Annotated in this window: 19 protein-coding genes; 6 read left to right on the forward strand and 13 right to left on the reverse strand. The window is 67.7% G+C overall.

Annotated features, from left to right (window positions below; genetic code table 11):
- Positions 1-53 precede the first annotated feature (53 nt).
- Positions 54-3,206: an EAL domain-containing protein gene (locus R1Z03_RS22570; RefSeq protein WP_317355390.1), complete on the reverse strand. Its 3,153-nt coding sequence runs from the start codon at positions 3,204-3,206 to the stop codon at positions 54-56.
- 239 nt (positions 3,207-3,445) lie between these two features.
- Here R1Z03_RS22570 and R1Z03_RS22575 point away from each other — a divergent pair, with 239 nt between their 5' ends.
- A complete protein-coding gene (locus R1Z03_RS22575) occupies positions 3,446-3,916 on the forward strand; it encodes a CopD family protein (RefSeq protein ID WP_284431163.1) in 471 nt (156 codons plus the stop codon).
- A gap of 60 nt (positions 3,917-3,976) precedes the next feature.
- Here the strand turns inward: R1Z03_RS22575 and R1Z03_RS22580 are convergent, their stop codons facing one another.
- The 4 genes from R1Z03_RS22580 to R1Z03_RS22595 all read right to left on the reverse strand — a co-directional run bounded on the left by R1Z03_RS22580 (position 3,977) and on the right by R1Z03_RS22595 (position 7,935).
- Positions 3,977-5,155: a hypothetical protein gene (locus R1Z03_RS22580; RefSeq protein ID WP_284431164.1), complete on the reverse strand. Its 1,179-nt coding sequence runs from the start codon at positions 5,153-5,155 to the stop codon at positions 3,977-3,979.
- Between the two features lie 378 nt (positions 5,156-5,533).
- Positions 5,534-5,872 carry a DUF3325 domain-containing protein gene (locus tag R1Z03_RS22585; RefSeq protein WP_317355397.1) on the reverse strand — a complete coding sequence of 113 codons (339 nt, stop codon included), beginning with the start codon at positions 5,870-5,872 and terminating at the stop codon, positions 5,534-5,536.
- Positions 5,865-7,547: a PepSY-associated TM helix domain-containing protein gene (locus tag R1Z03_RS22590; RefSeq protein ID WP_317355400.1), complete on the reverse strand. Its 1,683-nt coding sequence runs from the start codon at positions 7,545-7,547 to the stop codon at positions 5,865-5,867. The genes R1Z03_RS22585 and R1Z03_RS22590 overlap by 8 nt, the downstream gene beginning before the upstream one ends.
- 88 nt (positions 7,548-7,635) lie before the next feature.
- The gene (locus R1Z03_RS22595) at positions 7,636-7,935 is read right to left on the reverse strand and encodes an iron uptake protein (RefSeq protein ID WP_272569545.1); all 300 of its coding nucleotides are present in this window, start codon (positions 7,933-7,935) and stop codon (positions 7,636-7,638) included.
- Between the two features lie 177 nt (positions 7,936-8,112).
- On the opposite strand from R1Z03_RS22595, the gene R1Z03_RS22600 reads away from it, so the two are divergent.
- The gene (locus tag R1Z03_RS22600) at positions 8,113-8,784 is read left to right on the forward strand and encodes a hypothetical protein (RefSeq protein ID WP_284404359.1); all 672 of its coding nucleotides are present in this window, start codon (positions 8,113-8,115) and stop codon (positions 8,782-8,784) included.
- A 38-nt stretch (positions 8,785-8,822) separates the two neighbouring features.
- Here R1Z03_RS22600 and R1Z03_RS22605 read toward each other — a convergent pair whose 3' ends face one another.
- Positions 8,823-10,088, reverse strand: coding sequence for an SLC13 family permease (locus tag R1Z03_RS22605; RefSeq protein ID WP_284431168.1), 1,266 nt, complete (start codon positions 10,086-10,088; stop codon positions 8,823-8,825).
- A 244-nt stretch (positions 10,089-10,332) separates the two neighbouring features.
- Between R1Z03_RS22605 and R1Z03_RS22610 the strand changes: the two genes are divergently transcribed.
- Positions 10,333-12,168: an ABC transporter ATP-binding protein gene (locus R1Z03_RS22610; RefSeq protein ID WP_317355405.1), complete on the forward strand. Its 1,836-nt coding sequence runs from the start codon at positions 10,333-10,335 to the stop codon at positions 12,166-12,168.
- A 143-nt stretch (positions 12,169-12,311) separates the two neighbouring features.
- On the opposite strand, the gene R1Z03_RS22615 is transcribed toward R1Z03_RS22610, so the two are convergent.
- Together R1Z03_RS22615 and R1Z03_RS22620 are read right to left on the reverse strand one after the other, a co-directional pair.
- Positions 12,312-12,470 carry a hypothetical protein gene (locus tag R1Z03_RS22615; protein WP_284431368.1) on the reverse strand — a complete coding sequence of 53 codons (159 nt, stop codon included), beginning with the start codon at positions 12,468-12,470 and terminating at the stop codon, positions 12,312-12,314.
- Positions 12,471-12,495: 25 nt separating this feature from the next.
- The gene (locus R1Z03_RS22620; protein ID WP_284431367.1) at positions 12,496-13,479 is read right to left on the reverse strand and encodes a TerC family protein; all 984 of its coding nucleotides are present in this window, start codon (positions 13,477-13,479) and stop codon (positions 12,496-12,498) included.
- A 229-nt stretch (positions 13,480-13,708) separates the two neighbouring features.
- On the opposite strand from R1Z03_RS22620, the gene R1Z03_RS22625 reads away from it, so the two are divergent.
- The 3 genes from R1Z03_RS22625 (at position 13,709) to priA (ending at position 18,609) form a co-directional block, all read left to right on the forward strand.
- Positions 13,709-14,623 carry a LysR family transcriptional regulator gene (locus R1Z03_RS22625; protein WP_317355411.1) on the forward strand — a complete coding sequence of 305 codons (915 nt, stop codon included), beginning with the start codon at positions 13,709-13,711 and terminating at the stop codon, positions 14,621-14,623.
- 79 nt (positions 14,624-14,702) lie between these two features.
- Positions 14,703-15,815, forward strand: coding sequence for a uroporphyrinogen decarboxylase (hemE, locus tag R1Z03_RS22630; protein ID WP_317355413.1), 1,113 nt, complete (start codon positions 14,703-14,705; stop codon positions 15,813-15,815).
- Positions 15,816-16,467: 652 nt separating this feature from the next.
- Positions 16,468-18,609: a primosomal protein N' gene (gene priA / locus R1Z03_RS22635; protein WP_317355414.1), complete on the forward strand. Its 2,142-nt coding sequence runs from the start codon at positions 16,468-16,470 to the stop codon at positions 18,607-18,609.
- Positions 18,610-18,682: 73 nt separating this feature from the next.
- Here the strand turns inward: priA and R1Z03_RS22640 are convergent, their stop codons facing one another.
- The 5 genes from R1Z03_RS22640 to R1Z03_RS22660 all read right to left on the reverse strand — a co-directional run bounded on the left by R1Z03_RS22640 (position 18,683) and on the right by R1Z03_RS22660 (position 21,868).
- On the reverse strand, positions 18,683-19,633 hold the full coding sequence (locus R1Z03_RS22640) for an AEC family transporter (RefSeq protein ID WP_317360465.1): 951 nt from the start codon (positions 19,631-19,633) through the stop codon (positions 18,683-18,685).
- Between the two features lie 135 nt (positions 19,634-19,768).
- Positions 19,769-20,128 carry a hypothetical protein gene (locus tag R1Z03_RS22645; RefSeq protein ID WP_272566851.1) on the reverse strand — a complete coding sequence of 120 codons (360 nt, stop codon included), beginning with the start codon at positions 20,126-20,128 and terminating at the stop codon, positions 19,769-19,771.
- A gap of 85 nt (positions 20,129-20,213) precedes the next feature.
- Complete coding sequence (locus R1Z03_RS22650; protein WP_317355418.1) at positions 20,214-20,615, reverse strand: roadblock/LC7 domain-containing protein; 402 nt, start codon at positions 20,613-20,615, stop codon at positions 20,214-20,216.
- Between the two features lie 6 nt (positions 20,616-20,621).
- Positions 20,622-21,164 (reverse strand): GTPase, encoded by a 543-nt coding sequence (locus R1Z03_RS22655; protein ID WP_317355421.1) that lies wholly within the window; start codon positions 21,162-21,164, stop codon positions 20,622-20,624.
- On the reverse strand, positions 21,161-21,868 hold the full coding sequence (locus R1Z03_RS22660; protein WP_284431361.1) for a hypothetical protein: 708 nt from the start codon (positions 21,866-21,868) through the stop codon (positions 21,161-21,163). Before R1Z03_RS22660 ends, R1Z03_RS22655 begins: the two co-directional genes overlap by 4 nt.
- Positions 21,869-22,028: the final 160 nt, after the last annotated feature.

Genomic DNA, 22,028 nt, shown 5'->3' on the forward strand with positions numbered 1-22,028 from the left:
GGGACTGGCAGGCCCGCAGGCGTTGCGGGGCGGCGGGCGGCGGCCGGGGCCCCTCACACGATCAGCGGGCTCAGGCCCGCGGCGTGATCGATCACCAGGCGTTCGAAGCCGTCCGCCGGCAGCGGCGGGCTGAGCAGGTAGCCCTGCCACACGTAGCACTGGTTGCGTGCCAGGAAGGCGCGCTGCGCCTCGGTCTCCACGCCCTCGGCGATCACGCGCAGGCCCAGGCTGGTGCCCAGGGCGACGATGGTGCGCGCGATGGCAGCGTCGTTGGGGTCGGTGAGCACGTCACGCACGAAGCTCTGGTCGATCTTCAACTCGTCCAGCGGCAGGCGCTTGAGGTAGGCGAGCGAGGAATAGCCCGTGCCGAAATCGTCGAGCGAGAAGCCCACGCCGTAGGCGCGCAGCTGGGCCATCTTGTCGATGGTGTCCTCCACGTCCTGCAGCAGCAGGCTTTCGGTCATCTCCAGCTTGAGCCGGCGGCCATCCGCCCCGGTGCTCGCCAGCGCCGCCAGCACCTGGCCCACGAAGCCGCTCTGGTGGAACTGGCGCGCGCTCACGTTCACGGACAGGCCCAGGTGCGAGAGCGCCGGCCGCTGCGCCCACCGCGCCAGCTGAGCGCACGCCGCCTGCAGCACCCATTCGCCCAGCGGCAGGATGAGTCCGGTCTCTTCGGTCAGGGGAATGAAATCGGCCGGGGAGACGAAGCCGCGCACCGGGTGGCGCCAGCGCAGCAGCGCCTCGGCGCCGGTGATGCGCCCGTTGTCCATCTGTGGCTGGTAGAACAGCTCGAACTGCTGGAGCGCGATGCCCTCGCGCAGGTCCGATTCGAGTGCCGCGCGGGCCGCCACCAACGCCTGCATCCGCGGGTCGTAGAACTGCAGGCTGTTGCGCCCGCCGGCCTTGGCCTGGTACATGGCCAGGTCGGCGCGCTGCAGCAGTTCGTCCACCGTCTCGCGCACACCCTGGAAGATGGTCACGCCCATGCTGAGCGTGCTGTGGTGGGCCTCGCCCTCCAGCACGAACGGCCGGCGCAGGGCCGCCAGGATCTTCTGGCCCATCTCTTCCGCGCGCGCGGCGGCGTCTTCGGGGCTGTCACCCAGGTCTTCCAGCACCACCACGAACTCGTCGCCGCCATGGCGCGCCACGGTGTCTTCGGCCCGCACGCAGTCGCGCAGCCGCAGCGCCACCTGGCGCAGCAGCATGTCGCCGCGCTCATGGCCCTGGGTCTCGTTCAGGGTCTTGAAGTTGTCCAGGTCGAGCATCAGCACCGCGCCGCAGCGCTGGCTGCGGGTGCTGGCGGCCAGGGCCTGCTGCAGCCGGTCGAGCAGCAGCCGGCGGTTGGGCAACTGGGTGAGCGGGTCGTAATAAGCGAGGTAGCGGATCTCTTCCTCCGCCGCCTTGTGCTGGCTCATGTCCACCACGGTGATGAGGCGGTCGTCGCCCAGCGCCACGCCGGCCAGGTCCACCGTGCGCAACTGCCCGCCCTTGCAGGTGATGGCGTGCTCGCGCGGCGCGATGGCCTCCTGGCCCGGCGCCTCGGCGCACACGGCCAGCCAGTCGGCGATGGCCTGCTCGCGCTGCGCCGCATCCGGAAACGCCAGGCGCCACCAGTCGTCCACCGTGGGGGCGTCTTCGGCGGTGTAGCCGCAGATCTGCACGAAGCGTTCGTTGCGAAAGCTCACCACGCCGTCCTTGCGCACCAAACACACGCCCACCGGCAGGCGGTACAGGATGCCGCGCAGGCGCAGCTCGCTGTCGCGCTGGCTCTCTTCCATCTGCTTGCGCTCGGTGATGTCCTGCACCACGGCGATGGAATGGTGCGCCGGGTTGCCGGGCATGCGCACGGGCGACACGGTGAGATCGGCCCAGATGACGCGCCCCTCCTTGTGGAAGTAGCGCTTTTCGTAGCGGAACTCCTCGATCTGCCCCTGGGCAATCTGCTCCATCAGCGACTCGCCGGCGGCCAGGTCGTCGGGGTGCGTGATCTCGCCCACCGTCTTGGTCGACAACTCGGCCTCGGTGTAGCCCAGGATGTCGCAGAACTTGCTGTTGGCCCGCACGAAGCGGCGGCTGCTGGCCTCGACCTGCGCGACGCCCACGGCAGCCTGGTTGAACAGCGCGCGAAAGCGCTCTTCGCTCTCGCGCAGGGCCGAGCCTGCGGCGGTGGCGAAGCTCACGGCCTGCGTGCGGCGGCGCACCAGCAGCGTGATGAGCGCGGACAGCAGGGCCGTCACCAGCAGGCCGCCGCCGCCCATCATCGCCGGCAACTGCGCCTCCGAGCGCGACAGGAAGGGCTGCAGGGGCTGGAAGGTCAGCCGCCAGCGCCGGTCGTGCACTCGAAGCTCACGTTCATAGCGCTCCATGGCGGGACGCACGCCGCTTTCCAGCGCCAGCAGCGTCCGTTCGGAAGACGCGGAGCCATCGCTCACGGAGCCGATGTCCCGCACCGACATGCCCACGCCCCGCAGTTGGCCCTCGGACTGCAGGGCCTTCACCATGTCGTAGAAGCGGATGGTGGCGGCCACCGAGCCGATGTAGCGGCGCACGCCGCCCGCGCCGTCGTCGAACACGGGCAGCCGGATCACGAACCCGGCGCGGTTGTCGCGCTCCTGCAGCAGGTCGAACGGTTCCGAGGCCACGATCTGCCCGGTGTCGCGGCTGTAGCGGATGGACGCCATGGTGGCCGGCAGCGAGCCGACATCCAGGCCCACGACGTACTCGTTGCCCACGATCGGCCAGATGTAGTCGGCCACTTGGTATTCGGGCCGGTCGCCGGGCGGGCGGATGGCGAACGTGGACGGCGCGCCCGTTCGCGCCAGGTCGTCGGCCCGCACCCGGGCCTCGTAGGCCTCCTTGTCGGCACGCGTCACGTAACGGGTGAAGGCCACGTTCTTCACGCCGGGGTAATGCTGGGCAAGGCGCAACTCACGCGCCGCATGTTCGAAATCGGCGCGCCCCAGCCGTGGGTTGACCAGGAACAGGCTGCGCAGACCGACCACCAGTTCGGTATGCGAGGCGATGCGGGCCTCCAGCGCCGTGGTGAACGACCGTGCCTCCTGGGTGAACCGCTCGCGTGCGATGCGCGCCACCGAATCGCTCTGCTGCTTCCACAGTGCCCAACTGGCAGCCATGCCGAGCAGCGCGCAGAGCACCCCTGGCAGCCAGGGCCAGCGTTGCAATCGCAGTGCTTTTGGAAGCGTCATGGGCAGATGGAGGAAATCCCGGGCGCGGCGCGGGGAATCCGTCCACGATAACCCACGAGGATAGCCACAATCGACGTCGGTTTTGACGTCAATAGCCTCAATGTTCTTTTTTGTAACAATGGCCTGTCCGTTTTCCATAGCCATTGCCGTGCTTGCACCCGCGTTGGCGCCCTATCCTCCCGCCCTGGCGCCCTGCCTGGGCGCCCGTCCCGGCTCCCGAACCCCTCAGAAAGTCTCCCATGCTGTACAACGCGCTCCAATTGGTCCATGTCCTGGCGATCATCGTTTGGCTGGGGGGCATGGCCTTCGCCCATTTCTTCCTGCGCCCGGCAGCCCAGGCGCTGGAACCTGCCCAGCGCGTGGCGCTGATGCACGGCGTGCTGCAGCGTTTTCTGGGGGCGGTGCTGGTAGCCGTCGTGCTGGTGCTGTCCAGCGGGCTGTGGATGATCGGCAACGTCGCCCGTGCCGCGGCGCAGTCGGGCGGCCGTTTTTCCATGCCGCTGTCTTGGACGATCATGGCCACGCTGGGCATCGTGATGATGGCCCTGTTCGGCCACGTGCGTTTCGCGCTGTTCAAGCGCCTGCAGCGCGCGGTGGCGGCGAGCGACTGGGCCGCGGGCGGCAAGGCGCTGGCTTCCATCCGCACCTGGGTGGGCGTCAATATCGCACTGGGCGCTGTGATCGTGGTGGTGGTGTTTCTGTTGCGGTGAGTGCAGACAGAGCGAGGCACCACCAGTGCCATTGCTCGTCACCTGCCCACCGATGGAATGTCAGTGCGTTGATGATCCGCCCACTTCGCTCGGCAGGAAAATGGCTTCCACCTGCCCATGGTCCGGGGCCTTGCTGCCGCTGTTGAAAAACTCCGCTGATTCCTGAATCTCCAAGCTGGTGCCATGGAATGGATCGCGAATGCTGAGAAAGAATTTGCCCTTGCTCTCGCGGACGTTGTCCAGCATCAGCATGTGCCCCCCCTTGCCGAGAATGCAGGGGCCGTATTGGTCGATTTTTTCCGCCAAGTCACGCCAGGCTACTTTTCTGCTTCTGTCTTTGCTGAACAGGCTGCTCTTGTAGCTTAACTCGTGCGTCACCTGGAAAGGCTCCAGGCCAGTGGCCAACTTAATCGAGTGCATGACGGCGCGGGTGTCCCGCGCGGTGTTTGAAGCATAGACCTTGGAAGAATTCAGATCCTCCAGGTCCACCTTCCCATGGTCCAGCAGCAGCATCAGCTCACAGGCTGCGGAGCAGTCTTTGAAGGCAGGCTGTGGAACCATGAATCGGTTTCCTGGCAGGGGATAGACACTGAAATGCCCGAATTTAATGGCCGGAACAGAAACGCCGTTCGCGACAAATACCGGTTTTTTTCCGTCACCACTGACTTCCAGTCCTGCAAACCGCTTTGTCGTCAGTTGCGCAGGAGCGTCATAAATCAAACCATTTTTGATTTGTTCCGCAAAATGCCCGAACTGGCCGCGAATTTCGGGAAAACGGCGTACGACCCCATCCTTTGCACGGATGTAGGGTTCGGCGAACCACTGCGCAGGACCTTGCGAGGGCAGCTTGGATTTGGAATGGTCTACCAACCCGATGATGTTGGAACACGTTGCGTAAAAGCCGCCAATTGTGCTTGCCGGAACCAGTGTTTTTTGCTCCGGGCTCTTCTCCGCTCGAGGCGGTGGCTCCAGCGATAGGTTGGCCAGCCAAGCGCGGGTGTCTATGGGCTCATCGTCGTCACTGCTGCTGGAGTATCCGGGAACACTCGCTCTGGCCGTCATAGGCCGAGGAATTTCGGGCGAGTCCTGCCGAGATCTGCGCTGCGTCAGGTTCTGCAGTTCCGGCGGGATGCGGGTCGAACTGCTGCCTCCGCGAGCGCTTGATGAGGCCGGAGTAGATTCTTGTGAAGACGAACTCGAAGTGCGTCCGCGCGTTCCAGAAAGAGAAAATGGGGTCATGGCACACAGATCCTTAGATCACGCCATGGTCGGCATGGACCTGATGCATCGCTTCACCGCAACCGAAGCATTGAGGACATCTGCGAAAAAATCCCGACCACACCGCCGTTCTCGCGTCACAGTGAGAGCGTTGCCCAAAATAAAACAAGGAACTCAACCGCCCCCACCGAAGCCGTGATTTGCCAGAGTCTTGCCTAATCGAATACGGTTAACCGCCCCGGTGCGGAATCAAGAATCGGTGCATTTAAGCCTCACCTAAGCTGGGATGGGAATCATGGACTCCAGTAGCCCGCATCAATCGATCTCCTCCTCCCTCCTGGGCTGCTTTTCGACCCGCTTCGGCGGGTTTTCTTTTTGTAGCGCAGTTCGCTCGTTCACTCAGCGGCCCGTACCCGTGGCGGCCAGCACCCACGGGACCAGAATTCCCAGTGTTCGCGGGCGCCAGGCCAGTGTCAGGGTGATGCCGAAGGCAGCCCCCGCCAGAGCCATCACCCACACCAGCGAAGCCATCGAGCCGTGGTCCACGCTCAGACACAAAGCCAACGATCCAACCAACGCGGCGGCGCCTGCCACGCGCAGCGCCACTGCCGTGCGGCGGGACTGGGGGGTGGCGTTGCCGAGTGCCTCGTCCCAGTGCACTTCCATGGACAGTGCCAGCCACCCCATCCCGGCGACGTTGGCCGCTACGGCGGCCAGCAAAAGCAATGCGTCAAGCACGAGAAGCCCCCGGTATGCCCTGGGCGGTGCGGCCCACCGTTGCGGCAGCGCTCCGCGCGCGCTGGCGAAGCCTGCGGGCCGCTACCAGGGCCAAAGCGGCGGCAGTCAGCAGGGCCAGGTCCATGCCCGCCACGGGCCAATAGCCGTTAGCAAGTGTGCGCAGCAGATGGTCGCCAGTCGTGGTCCAGTTCAGCAGCACGGCAACCACCGCCAACGCGGCCGCGGCCCAGCACTGCTCGGCCCACGCGGGCGCCATTCGGCCCTGCCCCACCGGCGCCGTGCGCCACACGCCATGCAGGAAAGCCAGCACCCACGCGCCCCAGAACACGGATTGCTCCCAAATGCCCCGGCCCGGCAGATCGGTCGGCAGCACCCGGTTGCCGATCAGCATGGCGAAGGTGGCGATGAGCATGCCGGTCACGGTGGTCACCGCGAAGGCGTCCACCCAGCGCGCGCCGGAGAGGCCTTGCCTGGCGTGCTGGCGCTTGCGCTTTTCCACGAAGAAGATGAAGCCGGTGGCGATGCAGACGCAGCCCGACAGGCCACCCAGCACGTACAGCCAGCGCAGCAGCCAGTGCCGGAAATGCTGCAGGTGCAGGCCGGTGAGGAAGTTGTTGATGCCCGCGATCGCCGTGGGCGGCGGGTCTTCGCGCAGCACCTCGCCGGTGGCGCCCTTGAAGTGGATGCCCTCCCCCGTGAGCGTGACGCGGTCGGTGCCGGCGCGGAACACGCTCACATAGGCATTGGCATCGCCCACGTGCTGCACGTTCAGATAGCCGACCTCGCCCGCCATGCCTTTGGCGGCCCAGCGGCGCTGGGCCTCGGCCACCATGGCGTCCACCGAGGCGAGCGTGCCGGGCGTGCCCGCGCGCTTGGCCGGCAGGCCGGTCTCCAGCGCTTCATGCTGCTCATGCAGTTCGTGCAGCGGATGCAACTGGGTTTCGGTGACGGGAAAGTAGATGCCGCCGAAGATCACCAGGCCCGAAAGCGCGAAGATGAAATGGAACGGCAGCGCCACCACGCCGGTCAGGTTGTGCAGATCAAGGGCGCTGCGCTGGGTGTGCTTGCGCGGCCGGAAGGTGAAGATCTCGCGGAAGATCTTGCGGTGCATGACCACGCCGCTGACCAGCGCCACCAGCATCATCAGCGCGGCGAAGCCCACGATCCAGTAGCCCAGGCTTTTCCATTCCAGGTGCAGGCTGTAGTGCAGCGGATAAAAGAACCGGCTGCCGATCTTGAGGTGGTCGTCCGGCAGCGGATTACCGTTGCGCGGGTCGATGGTGCGCGTGCCCCACACCTGGTCGTCCGCGTCCTTGGCATTGGGCAGGGCGAAGCTGGTGAACATGCCGAGCACCGGATCGCGGTGGGTGGTGTAGGCGCCCCAGCTGTTCACGATGGGGAAGGTGTCGGCCAGCGGGCCGTTCACCCGGCTGCGAGCCGCCTCGAGGTTGGCGGCATCGGGCCGCGTCATGGTTTGGAAGGCCGGCTGCAGCACGCGGTCGAACGACGGCATGGGCTGCGGGGCGAACCGGGTTTCGGGAATGGCCCAGCGGTCGATTTCGCGGTCGAACACCGACAGCGAGCCGAAGAAGAAAACGACCATGAGCACGAAGCCCAGCACCAGGCCGAACCAGGTGTGCAGCCAGGCCATGGTGAGCCGAAAGTTCTGGAACACGGGACGAATGCCTTTCCGCTAAAGACAGCACAGACAGGACCGACACGGCAACGGGACGGACACGAAAACCGCCGGCACAGGGGGCCGGTCAGATCAGCGCCATCTGCACCAGCGACGCGGTGCCGGCCATCAGCGCGCCGCCCCCCGCCAGCACCAGCCAGACACGGCCGAGCCGGGAATCCGAAAAGGCCCAGAGGAAGGCCACCAGAAACACGATGAAGCCCACGATGTAGCCCATGGCCTCGGCATCGTGGAACGGCATGCCCGCCGCGAATGCCAGGCCCACGCACAGCGCGATGAATCCCCAGGTGAATGCGTAGCCGCCCAGCATGCCGGCCGCGATGCGCGAGACGACATGCAGGCGGGACGCTGCAGTGCTGCCAGCCATCGTTTGCCTCGGTTTCAAAATGCGATTGGTTCTCAATTATGCCTGCGGATGCGTCCTCCGAAAACCCATGCGAGGCACGGGCCCACCCCCGCGGCCAGGCCTGTCGCTGCAGCCGGCTATGCTCTGCGCCTTGTCCTGCCCGGCCTTCTTCGCACCTTCTTCGCCCCTTCCTTGCTTATGTCACGTGCCCGCCTCACCCTCCTGACCCTGCTGCTGGCCATGCTGGCCGCCATCGCCGCCACGGCCTGGTGGGTGGCGCAGGGACGCATGCGCGCCGCGCGCGCCCAGGTCGCGCAGCTGCAGCAGGAGGTGAGCCAGAAGACCGAGCAGTTGCTGGGCTACACGCGCTATACCGACTACCTCACGGTGGGCAAGCAATCGCTGTCGGAGCAGATGAAGCTCATGGCGGCCACCGTGGTGCGCGAGGAAGGCACCACCCAGATCGTCGAAAAGTCCGTGCTGGGCCTGGCCTCCACAGGCGTGGTGGCGATCTGGTACTCGGCCGAATACTCGTTCGGGTACGACCTGCGGCCCCAGAGCTACGAGCTGCGCAGCACTCCGGCCGGCATCGAGATCCACCTGGCCAAGCCGACGCTGGTGGCGACCCCGGCCATCAGCCAGCTGCGCCACCGCGTGCTGTCGGGCGGCCTGCTGACCGACAACAAGGGCGCGGTCATCCGCCTCACGCAGGAGGCGTCGCAGCGCGCGGCCAAGCAAGGCGCGGCCATGGCGTCGGACCCGGCCGTGATGGCGCTGTGCGAAAAGAGCCTGATCGCGTTCCTGTCGGATTTCCTCTCGCGCCAGCCCGGGGTCAAGGCCGTGCCGCGCATCACCGTGGTGTACCGATAGGCCTTTGGGCAACGGCCTGGGCCGCCGTTCGCAGCCGGTCAGCGCAGCGCGACGTGCGTGATCCACAGGGTGAGCAGCGCCGCACCCAGCCCCAGGGGCATCACCCAGGCGCCCAGCCGCAGGAACTGCCAGCCACTGACCGATTGGCCTTCGCGCCGCAATGCGGCCAGCCACAGCAGTGTGGCCAGCGAACCGGTGATCGACAGGTTGGGCCCGATGTCGATGCCCATCAAGGCCGCGGCCCGCATCGACGGCGAGGCGTTCGCGGCATCCAGCGCCGCCCCCGCCAGCAGGCCGGCGGGCAGGTTGTTGACCAGATTGGCGGCGATGCCCAACAAGGCGCCCACCCCCACGTCCGCGCCGCCCGGCCAGGCCGTGGCCGCCTTGCGCAAGGCATCGGCCAGCAGCCCCACCACGCCGGTGTACTCCAGGGCCTGCACGAACACGAACAGCCCCGCCACCAGCGGCAGCACGCTCCAGGACACCGAGCGCACCGTGGGCCAGACAGCGCTGCCGCACCCGATGCGCAGCAGCGCCAAGGTCACCAGTGCCGCCCCCAGCGTGGGCCAGCCGAGCGGCACGCGCAACCACGCGCAGGCCACCAGCACCACCACCGACACGGCCAGCCCGGCGGCCGCCAGGGCGCCGCCGCGGCTCAAGGGGCTGGGAGGCACTTCGGTGCGGATGGTGGCGTCGATGCGGTGGCGCAGCGCGAACCGCAGCGCCAGGAAGGTCGCGGCGATGGACGCCAGCGAAGGCAGCGCGAACAGCGCCAGCCACTGGGGCAACGGCGGCATGTGCCCGCCCCAGAGCACCAGATTGGCCGGGTTGGAGATGGGCAGCACGAAGCTCGCCGCATTGGCGACGAAGGCGCAGATGAAGAGGTAGGGCAACGGCGAGGCACCCACCGCGCGGGCCACGGCGAACACCGCGGGGGTCAGCACCACCGCGGTCGCGTCGTTGGACAGGAACACGGTGACCAGCGTGCCCACCAGATAGACCCAGGTGAAAAGCCGGCTGCCCGAGCCGCCGGCACGGCGGGCCGCCAGGGCCGCCAGCCAGTCGAACACGCCTTCGCGGCGCGCCATCTCGGACAGCAGCATCATTCCGGCCAGGAACAGGTACACGTCTTCGCCGCGCAGCACGCCCCTCCAGGCCTGGCTGGCCGGCAGCAGCCCGAAACCCACCAGCGCCAGCGCGCCCGCCACGGCCCACACCGCTTCGGGCAGGCGCCAGGGGCGAAGGATGACCGCACTGGTCGCCACGGCGACCACGCCCCAAATCCACTGCTGCGGTGCAAGCATGAAAGCCTTTGTTCCAAAAGATTGATCGACGGCAGGAAAGAGGGCAAAAGAAGGAGCGCCCAGGACCCGGGGGGCGCGTCCGCCGTTCGCCCAGGCCGCTCTGCGGGGGATTCTATGCAGCGGCCCGAAGCGCAACACGTCGGACACGATCGAAGGATCGGGATGGCGAAACGGCAGCGCCAAGACCCCGCGGGCACACGGCCGACGGCGGCCCCTTACGATGGCGGCCCAAGGAGTTGAGCCTGTGTTTGAGTTTTTCGAAAAGCGACTTCCCCCCTACCCCGGCAACGAACCCACCCTGCCCCCCAAGGATTTCATGGCTTTCGTGTGGTCCGGCACACGCGGGCTGCGCCGCTACGTGGTGATGATGGCGGGCCTGTCGGCCGCCATCGCGGTGTACGAGGCCCTGCTGTTCGCCGTGCTGGGCCATGTGGTGGACTGGCTCACCCAGGTCAGCCCCGCGGCGCTGTGGGCCGAGCGCCGGGGCACGCTGGCGCTGGTGATCGGCATGCTGCTGGGCAGCATCGTGCTGGTGGCGGTGCAGACCAGCGTCAAGCACCAGACGCTGGCCATCAATTTCCCGCTGCGCCTGCGCTGGAACTTCCACCGGCTGATGCTGGGCCAGAGCATGGCCTTCTATGCCGACGAGTTCGCGGGCCGCATCACCACCAAGATCATGCAGACGGCCCTGGCCGTGCGCGACATGATCTTCACCACGACCGACGTGGTGATCGGCATGGGGGTGTACCTGTTCACCATCCTGCTGCTGGCCGCCGGCTTCGACTTGCGGCTGCTGGTGCCCTTTCTGGTGTGGATCGTCTGCTACGGCCTGGCGTGCTGGTACTTCGTGCCGCGCCTGGGCCAGGTGGGCAAGGCGCAGGCCGATGCGCGGTCGGTGATGACCGGGCGCATCACCGACGCCTATACCAACATCGCCACCGTCAAGCTGTTCTCGCACACCCGGCGCGAGGCCGAATTCGCCCGCGCGGCCATGGATGCGTTCAAGCACACGGGCTACGCGCAGATGCGCCTGGTGAGCCGTTTCGAGATCGTGAACCACATCCTGGTGGTGGCCATGATGATGGGCGCCTGCGGCACGGCCCTGTGGCTGTGGTCGCTGGGCCAGGTGGGCGCCGGCGCGGTGGCGGCCGTCACAGCGATGGCGCTGCGCGTGTCGGGCCATGCCCACTGGGTGATGTGGGAGATGACCACGCTGTTCGAGAGCGTGGGCACCATCCAGGACGGCATCAACACCCTCACCCGGCCACGCACCGTGGTGGACGCGCCCGATGCGCGCCCCCTGGCCGTGCCGCGCGGCGAGGTGCGGTTCGACAACGTGACCTTCGCCTACCAGGGCGGCAAGCCGGTCATCGACCGCTTGAACCTCACCATCCGGCCGGGCGAGAAGATCGGCCTGATCGGCCGCTCGGGCGCCGGCAAATCGACGCTGGTGAACCTGCTGCTGCGCTTTCACGACGTGCAGACGGGCCGCGTGCTGATCGACGGCCAGGACATCGCCCACGTGACGCAGGACAGCCTGCGCCAGGCGATCGGCATGGTCACGCAGGACACCTCCCTGCTGCACCGCTCGATGCGCGACAACATCCTCTACGGCCGGCCCGACGCCAGCGAGCAGGACCTGCACGCGGCGGCCCTTCGGGCGCAGGCTGCGGACTTCATCGACACGCTGACCGACCTGCAGGGCCGTCGCGGCTACGACGCCCACGTGGGCGAGCGCGGCGTGAAGCTCTCGGGCGGCCAGCGCCAGCGCGTGGCCATCGCGCGGGTGATGCTCAAGGATGCGCCCATCCTGCTGCTGGACGAGGCCACCAGCGCGCTGGACTCCGAGGTCGAGGCCGCCATCCAGCAGAGCCTGGACGGGCTGATGCAGGGCAAGACGGTGATCGCCATCGCCCACCGCCTGTCCACCATCGCCGCGATGGACCGCCTCATCGTGCTGGATGCGGGGCAGGTCATCGAAGAAGGCACGCACACGCAGCTGCTGGCACAGGGCGGTGTGTATGCCCGGCTCTGGGGCCACCAGAGCGGCGGATTCCTGGGCGAGTCGGAAGAGGACTGAGTAACCGTCTTTCAAGTCAAGCGCCGTGAAGCGATTGATCCCAAGGCTTGTTGGTTTTGACCATGGCGTTCTCAACGCCATGGTCAAAACCAACAAGCCTTGGGATCAATCGCTTCACGGCGCTTGACTTGAAAGACGGTTACTCAGACCACCAGCGCGGTCGCGGCGCCCACGCCGCACAGCGCGGTCAGGCCCGCGAGCAGCCCCACATCGCGGCGCTCGTTGCCCGCGCGCCAGCCGAGGAACGTGGTGATGACCAGGGTCGCCAGCAGGCACAGCAAAATCAATTCGATCATGGACATGGCAGGGCTCTCCTTGGCTGATTGATCAACGGGGGTCGTGGGGCAAGGCGGGCGTTTCGCGGGGCTGGCCGCGCGAGGTCCACAGCGAGGCAGCGACCGAGCCGGCGATCAGGCCCGCGGTGACCAGCAGCGCATAGCCGATCGGGATCTTGTACAGGTCGATCAGCAGCATCTTCGCGCCGATGAACACCAGCACCAGGGCCAGGCCATAGGCCAGCAGGTGGAAGCGGCTCGCCAGGTCGGCCAGCAGGAAGTACAGCGCCCGCAACCCCAGGATGGCGAAGATGTTGGCGGTCAGCACGATGAACGGATCGTTCGTGATGGCGAAGATCGCGGGAATGCTGTCCACCGCGAAGATGATGTCGGTCGTGCCGATCAGCACCAGCACCACGAAGAGCGGCGTGTAGTGCTTGACGCCGCCGATCATCGTCGTGAGCTTCTCGCCGTCGAACGTGTCGGAGATGCGCATGCGGCCCCGCAGGAACTTCAGCACCGGGTTGGTGGCGATGTCGGGCTCCTTGCCCGCGGCCAGCCACATCTTCACGCCGGTGATGACGAGGAAGGCGCCGAACACGTACAGCAGCCAGTGGAACGTGGCCAGAAGCCAGGCACCGGCCAGGATCAGCACGGTGCGCAGCACGATGGCACCGATGATGCCGACGATCAGCGCACGCTTTTGGTATTCCGCCGGGACGGCGAAGTAGCTGAACAGCATCAGGAACACGAAGATGTTGTCCACCGACAGGCTTTTTTCCACCAGGTAGCCGGTGATGAACTGCATCGATACCGTGTTGGCCACCTCGCGGCCCTGCGAGCCGTTGAGATACCACCACAGAATGCCGACGAACACGAAGGCCAGCGAGAACCAGAGCACGCTCCAGCCCACGGCCTCCCTGGTAGTCACCTTGTGCGCCCCCTGGCGCTCCATGACCAGCAGGTCGATCCCGATCGCGACGACCACGAAGACGGCAAAACCCGCCCACATCCACCAGGTTCCAATGGTTTCCATGGCTTTAGCCTCCGATCGGTTGAAAGCCGTGCGGCGACGGCGGTTGGGGGAATGCCGAAGGCGGCGCAAGGGAAACGGGCTGCAGGTGGTTCATGGCTTGTTGGAAAAGTAATTGGAGGGAGAACGAACCGGACTGTGGGGCCGCCGCAGCCAGAAAAGAAGATGCCTTCCCGGTACCATTGCTTCGGTTTTTCCGAACCATTCCATTTTCCCCACCGCCCGCCCCGCCATGAGCCAGAGCTTCAACTACCGCCACCTGTACTACTTCTGGGTGGTCGCCAAGGAAGGCGGCGTGGCCCGGGCGGCCGAACGGCTGGACATGGCGGTACAGACCATCAGCGCCCAGGTGCGCTCCCTGGAAAAGGACCTGGGCGTGGCCCTGCTGCGCAGCGAAGGGCGCAACCTCGTGCTGACCGATGCCGGCGTGGCGGCCCTGCACGAGGCCGACCACATCTTCGCCCTGGGCGAGCAGCTGCCCCTGCGCGTGCGCGAGGCCACCAGCGGGCAGGCGGTGCGGCTGAACCTGGGCATCTCCGACGGCATCGCCAAGCTGGCCGTGCACCGGCTGCTCACCCCCGTGCTGGACGAGCCCCACCTGCGCCTGCTGTGCCACGACGGTGAATTCCAGCCCCTGCTGGCCGAACTGGCGCTGCACAAGCTCGATGCGGTGCTGGCCGACCGCTCCGCCCCGCCCAACCCCGCCCTGCGCACCACCAGCCAGTTGCTGGGCACCAGCGCCATCGGCTGGTATGCGCCGCCGCTGTGGGCCCGCGCCGCCTCGCAGAACTTTCCGCACAGCCTGGCCGTGGTGCCGGTGATCCTGCCCACGGCCCACGCCGCGCTGCGCGCGCGCATCGACCACTGGCTGGAGCGAGAGCGCATCCGCCCCCGGCTGGCCGGGGAGTTCGAGGACAGCGCCCTGCTCAGCACCTTCGCCGCCGCCGGCATGGGCGTGATGCCGGCGCCCCTGCTGCTGGGCGAGCACCTGCAGCACACCTACGGGCTGGAGCCGGTGGGCACCACGGCGGACGTGCACGAGCACTTTCACCTGATCTACAGCGCGCGCAAGGTGATCCACCCCCTGGTCACCCGGCTGGCCGAGGCCGGCGCGGCGGGGCTGCAGGGGGATGCGGCCACGGATTGAAAGGGATGAACCGGCCGCCGGGGCCGGGCATGGACCTGGCGCAAAAACCCGGCCCCGCGGCTACGCCACAATCAGGGGCATGAGCTTCGCCCCCCTCCAGAACGACACCTTCCTGCGCGCCTGCCGGCGCCAGGCCACCGACTACACCCCCCTGTGGCTGATGCGCCAGGCCGGCCGCTACCTGCCGGAGTACAAGGCCACGCGGGCCCGGGCGGGCAGCTTCATGGGGCTGGCCACCAACGTGGACTACGCCACCGAGGTCACGCTGCAGCCCCTGGAGCGGTTTCCGCTCGACGCGGCCATTCTGTTCAGCGACATCCTCACCGTGCCCGATGCGATGGGCCTGGGCCTGTCGTTCGCCGAGGGCGAAGGCCCGCGCTTCGCCCACGTGGTGCGCGACGAAGCAGCCGTGGCGGCCCTGGCCGTGCCCGACATGGACAAGCTGCGCTACGTGTTCGATGCGGTCACCAGCATCCGGCGCGCACTCGACGGCCGCGTGCCGCTGATCGGCTTTTCCGGCAGTCCCTGGACGCTGGCCTGCTACATGGTGGAGGGCAAGGGCAGCGACGACTACCGCCTCGTGAAGACGCTGATGTACAGCCGCCCCGACCTGATGCACCGCATCCTGGCCATCAACGCCGACGCCGTGGCCGCCTACCTGAACGCGCAGATCGACGCGGGCGCCCAGGCCGTGATGGTGTTCGACAGCTGGGGCGGGGTGCTGGCCGATGGCGCCTTCCAGGCCTTCAGCCTGGCCTACACCAAGCGCGTGCTGGCCCAGCTCCAGCGCACCGGCGTGGACGGCACCGACGTGCCACGCATCGTGTTCACCAAGGGCGGTGCGCTCTGGCTGGACGCCATGAAGGACCTGGACTGCGAGGTGCTCGGACTGGACTGGACGGCCAATCTGGCCCGTGCACGCGCCCTGGTCGGCGGCGCGGTGGGTGGTCCCGGCAAGGCGCTTCAGGGCAACATCGACCCCAACGTGCTATTTGCCCCGCCCGAGCAGATCGCGCTGCACACGCGCGCCGTGCTCGACAGCTTCGGCGCCCCCCACACCGACCGGACCACCACCGGCCCCACGCACATCTTCAACCTGGGCCACGGCATCAGCCAGTTCACGCCCCCGGAGCATGTGGCGGCCCTCGTGGAAACGGTGCACCGCCATTCCCGCGCGTTGCGCCAGGCTTGAAAGCCCTTGACAGGCCTTGACAGCAGGGGCAATGCCAGCGAGCAAGTTATGCACACCGCGCGCACCACGTTGGCGCACGGGCGGCCTTCCTGGAAATTTTTTTGATGCGTCTCAAAACAATGGAGCGGCGCTGGTAAGTCTTTGATTCATAAGGACTCGCAGAATTTGCCGAATTTCCGGGCAATGTAACAAAACCACGTGTTTTCAAGGCTTGGCGGCCGGTCGGACAGTGATATCAACAAAGTTATCCACAGAAAATCGGTACTTTTGCAAAATCCTCGTCAAATCAAGTACTTGCGTTGCCCATTGAAGAAATTGCCCGACCTTCGCTGCCCGCCCTAGCACAAAATGGACTCTTGACAAGGCCAACGCGGATGCACTTATGCACAAGCCGCTTGATGCGGCGCAGCATGCGACCTGGCATGACACGCCTTGGGCAGCATTCACCGAATTTTTGATAGATCATTGATTCATATGGATTTTTTTGAACTACCCCCATCGCCGGCTGATGGTGGCGGGGGCGGTCTGCTCCCCCTGGGCTATCAGCCGGGCCGGGGATGTCAACAAAGTTATCCACAGAAAAAGCCCGCAACCCATCAAATCCCCGGCAAATCAACCACTTAACGCCTGAATCGCCATCCCACCTGAACAAGTGCCCGTAAACGAAGCTCCTCTCTCCCCGGCGCCCGCCATCCTGCAGATTGCCGTCCAGACCCCTGGGCACAGCAATGTGGGCGACCTGCTGAGCTACGCCAGCGACCGGCCTCTTCCCCCCGGGACGCTGGTGCGCGTGCCGCTGGGCACCCGCGAAGTGCTGGGCGTGGTCTGGGATGCGCCCGAGGGCGGGCTGCCGCCGCTGCCCGCCGGCCTGTCCACCCGCGCCGTTGCCGCGGTCCTGGAGGGCGTGGCGCCGCTGGCGGCGCCTTGGCGCCGGCTGGTGGCCTTCACCGCGCGCTACTACCAGCGCGGTCTGGGCGAGGTGGCCCTGGCCGCCTTGCCGCCCCAGTTGCGGGACCTGGGCCCCGCGCAGCTCGCGCGGCGCCTGCGCCGCCCGGCGGCGTCGTTGCAGGGTGGCGATGCACTGCCGGAGATCGACCTGAGCGCCGAGCAGGAAAGCGCCCGCGCCGCCATCGCCGCCGAACCCGGGCCCTTCCTGCTCTACGGCAGCACTGGCAGCGGCAAGACCGAGGTCTACCTGCGCTGCGTGCAGGAGGCGCTGGAGGCCGATCCGGCGGCGCAGGCACTGGTGATGGTGCCCGAGATCAACCTCACCCCCCAGCTGGAGGAGCGCTTCACCGCCCGCTTCGCGCCCCGCTACGGCGCGGGCAGCGTGGTCTCGCTGCACAGCGGCATGACCAACCCGCAGCGCCTCAAGAGCTGGCTGGCGGCGCATGCGGGCACGGCGCGCATCGTGCTGGGCACGCGCATGTCGGTGTTCGCCAGCATGCCGGGCCTGGCGCTCGTCGTCGTGGACGAGGAGCATGACGCCAGCTACAAGCAGCAGGAAGGCGCCCGCTACTCGGCGCGGGACCTGGCCATCTGGCGCGGCCGCGACCAGGGCGCCAAGGTGGTGCTGGGCTCGGCCACGCCGTCGCTGGAAAGCTGGCATGCCAGCCGGCCCGCCGAAGCCGGCATCCCGGCCGGGCGCTACCGGCGGCTGCACATGCCCAGCCGCATCGGCGCCGGCGAACTGCCGCACGTGCGTCTGGTGGACATGGGCCAGCAGCCGCGCGGCGCCGTGTTCTCCGCCCCGCTGCTGGCGGCCATCACCCAGCGCGTGGAGCGCGGCGAGCAGTGCCTGGTGCTGCTCAATCGCCGCGGCTTCGCGCCCGTGCTGCACTGCAGCGACTGCGGCTGGAAAAGCGACTGCCCGCACTGCAGCGCGCACCAGGTCTTTCACAAGATCGACCGCACCCTGCGCTGCCATCACTGCGGCTACACACAACGGGTGCCACACGCCTGCCCGGGCTGCGGCAACCCCGACATCGCCCCCATCGGCCGCGGCACCGAGCAGCTGGAAGAGCAACTGGCCGCCCTGCTGCGCAACGTGATCACGCCCGAGCGGCGGGCGGCACGCGTCGCCCGCATCGATGCCGACACCACCAAGGCCAAGGGCGCGCTCGAATCCCAACTGGCCCAGGTGCATGCGGGCGAGGTGGATGTGCTGGTGGGCACGCAGATGGTGGCCAAGGGCCACGACTTTCGGCGCATCACGCTCGTGGCGGCGGTGCAGCCCGACGGCGCGCTGTTTTCCAGCGACTTCCGGGCACCCGAGCGCCTCTTCGCCCTGCTGCTGCAGGCCGCCGGCCGCGCGGGGCGCGATGCACGCTACGTGGCCGAGCAAGGCAGCCGGTGCGAGATGTGGGTGCAGACCTACCACCCCGACCATGCGGTGTACGCCGCGCTGCGCCGGCACGACTACCCCGCGTTCGCCGACAGCCAACTGGCCGAGCGGGCCGAAGCCGCCATGCCGCCCTTCGCCTACCAGGCGCTGGTGCGCGCCGACGCGCGCACGCAGGAGGTGGCTCAGGCGTTCCTGGCTGCGGCCAGCGCCGCCGCGCAAGCCGATGGGTTGCCGGGGCTGGAGCATGTCACGCTGTTTCCCCCCGTGCCCCTGGCGATCCAGCGGGTGGCCAACGTGGAGCGCGCGCAGATGCTGCTGGAAAGCGGCAGCCGCGCGGCGCTGCAGCGCTTTCTGTCGGCCTGGCAGCCGGTGCTGCACGCCACGCGCGCGGCGCCGGAGCACAAGGGGCTGATCCGCTGGCTGGTGGATGTGGACCCGCTGACGATCTGATCCCCCGGCGGGGCAGCGCCTGGCAGGTCGGCGTCACGCAACATCGATCGCTATCAAATGTATAGCATAACGCCTAAGTCAATATTGCGGTGGCGGCCGAAAAGCTCAGAAATGCCAGCGCGGTGGAGACCAGGATGATCCGCGCGATGCGCCCGTTGTGGGCGCCGAAGCGCTCGGCCAGCAGCGACACGTTGCTGGCGCTCGGCAGCGCCGCCACCAGCACCAGCACCGTGTGTGCGAACGGCATGAGCGGCACGCCCGCCGCGATCGCACCGTGCCCCGCGCCCCAGACGAGCAGCGGATGCACGAACAGCTTGCCCAGCGCGACCGGCACGTAGTCGCGCGGGGGCACGCGGTCGTGCTGGTTCATCTGCGAGCGCGCCAGAACGGCGCCGATCGTGAACAGCGCCACGGGCGACGCCGCGCCGGCCAGCATCGCCACCGTCTGGTCGAGCGGGCCGGGTAACTGCCACTGGAATGCGGACGCCACGGCCCCCAGTGCGATGGCCCAGGGCATGGGGTTGCTCGCCATGCCGCGCAAGGCCCGTCGCACTGCCACCGCCACGCCGTGCGTGCCCACGCCGTCCAGCCGCGACAGGGCGATGCACAGCGAGGTCGTGAGCACCATGTCCACCAGCATCGTCAGGATGGCCGGCCCCGCTGCCGAGGCCCCCAGCAGCGCCACCAGCAGCGGCACGCCCATGAAGCCGGTGTTGGGAAAGGCCGCCACCAGCGCGCCGAAGGCGGCATCGTTCCAACCCAGTCGCACCCGGGTGAGCGCCACCGTGGCGCCGACTAGGGCCAGGCCGCACAGGATGTACAGGCCCGCCACCGCCGGGTCCAGCAACTGGCCGATGGGTGTGTTCGCGCCCAGGCGGAACAGCATGCACGGCAGCGCGAAAAACAGCACGAACGCATTCAGCCCGGGAATGGCCGCCTGCGGGAGCGCGCCCGCGCGCGCGGCCAGGTAGCCGCAGAGCACGAGCGCGAAGAAGGGAAAGGTGATGGAAAGAACGGACAGCACGGCCCATTGTCGGCGCAAGGCGGCGTGCAGAGCGCCGCGCGTCACCGCGAAAAAAAGCCCGCACGGGGCGGGCAGCGGGACCAGGGCCGATTCCAGGCCCCGGTGGCGTGGCGCAGCGCGCCGCAGCCTGTCCGGTCAGATCTGCACGCCCTGCTCCACTTCCTGCACCTTGCGGCGTGCCAGGGCGAGGTTGGAGCGCTCCTTGTCCAGCACCAGGTAGATGAACAGGCCTTCGTGCGCGGCCAGGGGGCGGATCACGTGGTACTGCTTGCCCAGCGTGATGAGGATGTCGTCGATCTTGTCGGCCAGGCCCAGCGAGCGCATAGTCTTGTTCTTGGCACGGACCACTTCGGTGTTGCCAGCGGCCGCCAGTTCCATGTCCACGCCGCTGCCGACGCTGCCCAGCAGCATGCCGCTGCCGCTGTCCACCACGGCCGCGCACAGGGCGCCGTCGATGGAATGGAGTTGGTTCAGAGATTCTTGAAGGGAGGCCATGGGTTCGATTCCTTAAAGAGAAAGAGACGAAAGGGGGAGCAAGCACACATGCGCGCCGCCGGCCGACCCGGCAACACGCGGGGAATCATTCGGGGCGGGCCAGTTGCTGGGCGACCTCGCCAGCGGTCCACAGGGCCCGCCCGAGCACGGCCTGCTTTTCCAGCACCAGGCACAGGATGCAGGGGAAGGCCCCGCCGATGGCCTGGAAGATCGCCAGGCCCGCCTCGGTCTCGAAGGTGAGGCGGCGGCAGCCGGGATAGTCGATTTCACGGCCCACGGCACGGGCCATGGCCATGAGCGAGCCCGCCATGGCCGCCAGCCGGCGCACCTCCAGGCCGCCGCCCACCGACAGCGAGGCCACCTCGAAGCCGTCGAGGGTGGTCACCAGCGCCATGCGCACGTCGCCCGCGGGGGCCACCACGCGGTCCAGCACCTCCCGGGCCGCCTGCGCGCGCTCGGGGGGGACGATGTTCGCCTTGTTCATCATGGGATTTCAGTCGATTTCATTCTGCAGGGAGAGCATGGAAGCCAGCACGCCAACGGCCTCCAGCAGTTGGCCGCGGTCGCGCGGATCGGCTTCCAGGATGGGGACCACGCCGTGCGGCGAGGCCGAGAGCGCGAGGCCGAACGCCTCGATCTGCGCGGGCGTGGCGGGACGGGCGCTGAGCACCAGGGCCAGCGGCGGATCGGGCTGCACGGCCATTTCGGCGAGCAGGTCGAGCGTCTCGCCCACGGCCGAGGGACGGGCCACGTCGGCCATGATGAAGACGCCCATCGACACCGAGAGGATCCATTGCCGCACGAAGTCGAAGCGGTCCTGCCCCGGGCAGCCGCACACCTGCACGTGCTCGCCATCGCCCAGGTCGATCTCGCCGAACTCCGCGCCCACGGTGGTGAACGCCTTGGAATGCGCCGCCCGGTCGAGGTTGGGCACGTCGGAAGACGCCATCACGTCGCCGCACAGCGAGCGCAGCGCGGTGGTCTTGCCGATGCCCATGGGCCCCACGAGCGCGATGCGCGGCAGTGCCCCGTTCATGCCTGGCCTCCACCGCGCACCCAGCGCGTGAGCCGCTGAACCAGCCCGCCGTGCCCGGAGGGCTTCGGGCGGTCGGCGCGCACGGCCGGTGCCGATGCCGCCGTTTCGGTGCGCAGCACGTTGCGGCGGGACAACTCGGCCAGCAGCGCCTGCGCAGCGGCGGGCTCCAGGCCGCTGTGCTCGCACAACTGCGCCAGGCTGACTGGGGCGCGGGTGAGCAACGCGAGCGCCCGCACATGGCCGCCCGAGCGGAACGGCGCCCCCAGGGACACCCAGGTGCTCAGCCGGAACCGCTGCTGGGGGTCACCGAACGCGGCGCGCGCCGCAGCGGGAGACTCCCACGCCGTGTCGGCGGAGGCGGCCGTCATCGTCTGGCGCGCCCGCCAGTCCATCAGGAACACGGCGGCACGGTCCAGCACGTCGATCAGGTCCGCCAGCGTATAGCCGGTCTGCAGTCGCGCGGTCCACTGCGCCTGGGGTGCCTTGTCGGGAAACGAGCCCCCCACGCAGACCAGGCACGGCGCGCGGGAGCCGGGCTGCGCCGCGCTGGCGTCGTCCAGCAGCAGCACCTGGGCCTCGGCGGCCGGCACTTCATGCCAGCGGAGCAACGATTTGCGCGACGCCACGCTGAACAGCTTGTGGAACCGCTCGTAAAAGTGGGGAGTGAGCATCTCTGCGGCCACCCCCGCTGAAGCATCGCGCATGGCGGTGACCCCGGTGGAAATCAAATGGATGGGCCCAGTATAAAGACGCACATTGATACATTGTCAAGAAATTGCTAAATATGAGAAAAATGATTTAGCTCTTTGCCCCCATTCCGGATTTCGCCGAACCACTCCTACAAAACCCGGTCAAAAGGGCCGG

Origin of the sequence: Acidovorax sp. BLS4, from assembly GCF_032929295.1 — a bacterium.
In the GTDB taxonomy this organism is placed as follows: domain Bacteria; phylum Pseudomonadota; class Gammaproteobacteria; order Burkholderiales; family Burkholderiaceae_C; genus Paracidovorax.

Coding starts and splice junctions, on each gene's coding strand:
- R1Z03_RS22570 (WP_317355390.1), bottom strand. CDS start 3,206: ATGACGCTTCCAAAAGCACTGCGATTGCAACGCTGGCCCTGGCTGCCA.
- R1Z03_RS22575 (WP_284431163.1), top strand. CDS start 3,446: ATGCTGTACAACGCGCTCCAATTGGTCCATGTCCTGGCGATCATCGTT.
- R1Z03_RS22580 (WP_284431164.1), bottom strand. CDS start 5,155: ATGACCCCATTTTCTCTTTCTGGAACGCGCGGACGCACTTCGAGTTCG.
- R1Z03_RS22595 (WP_272569545.1), bottom strand. CDS start 7,935: ATGGCTGGCAGCACTGCAGCGTCCCGCCTGCATGTCGTCTCGCGCATC.
- R1Z03_RS22600 (WP_284404359.1), top strand. CDS start 8,113: ATGTCACGTGCCCGCCTCACCCTCCTGACCCTGCTGCTGGCCATGCTG.
- R1Z03_RS22605 (WP_284431168.1), bottom strand. CDS start 10,088: ATGCTTGCACCGCAGCAGTGGATTTGGGGCGTGGTCGCCGTGGCGACC.
- R1Z03_RS22615 (WP_284431368.1), bottom strand. CDS start 12,470: ATGTCCATGATCGAATTGATTTTGCTGTGCCTGCTGGCGACCCTGGTC.
- R1Z03_RS22620 (WP_284431367.1), bottom strand. CDS start 13,479: ATGGAAACCATTGGAACCTGGTGGATGTGGGCGGGTTTTGCCGTCTTC.
- R1Z03_RS22625 (WP_317355411.1), top strand. CDS start 13,709: ATGAGCCAGAGCTTCAACTACCGCCACCTGTACTACTTCTGGGTGGTC.
- hemE (WP_317355413.1), top strand. CDS start 14,703: ATGAGCTTCGCCCCCCTCCAGAACGACACCTTCCTGCGCGCCTGCCGG.
- R1Z03_RS22645 (WP_272566851.1), bottom strand. CDS start 20,128: ATGGCCTCCCTTCAAGAATCTCTGAACCAACTCCATTCCATCGACGGC.
- R1Z03_RS22650 (WP_317355418.1), bottom strand. CDS start 20,615: ATGATGAACAAGGCGAACATCGTCCCCCCCGAGCGCGCGCAGGCGGCC.
- R1Z03_RS22655 (WP_317355421.1), bottom strand. CDS start 21,164: ATGAACGGGGCACTGCCGCGCATCGCGCTCGTGGGGCCCATGGGCATC.
- R1Z03_RS22660 (WP_284431361.1), bottom strand. CDS start 21,868: ATGCGCGATGCTTCAGCGGGGGTGGCCGCAGAGATGCTCACTCCCCAC.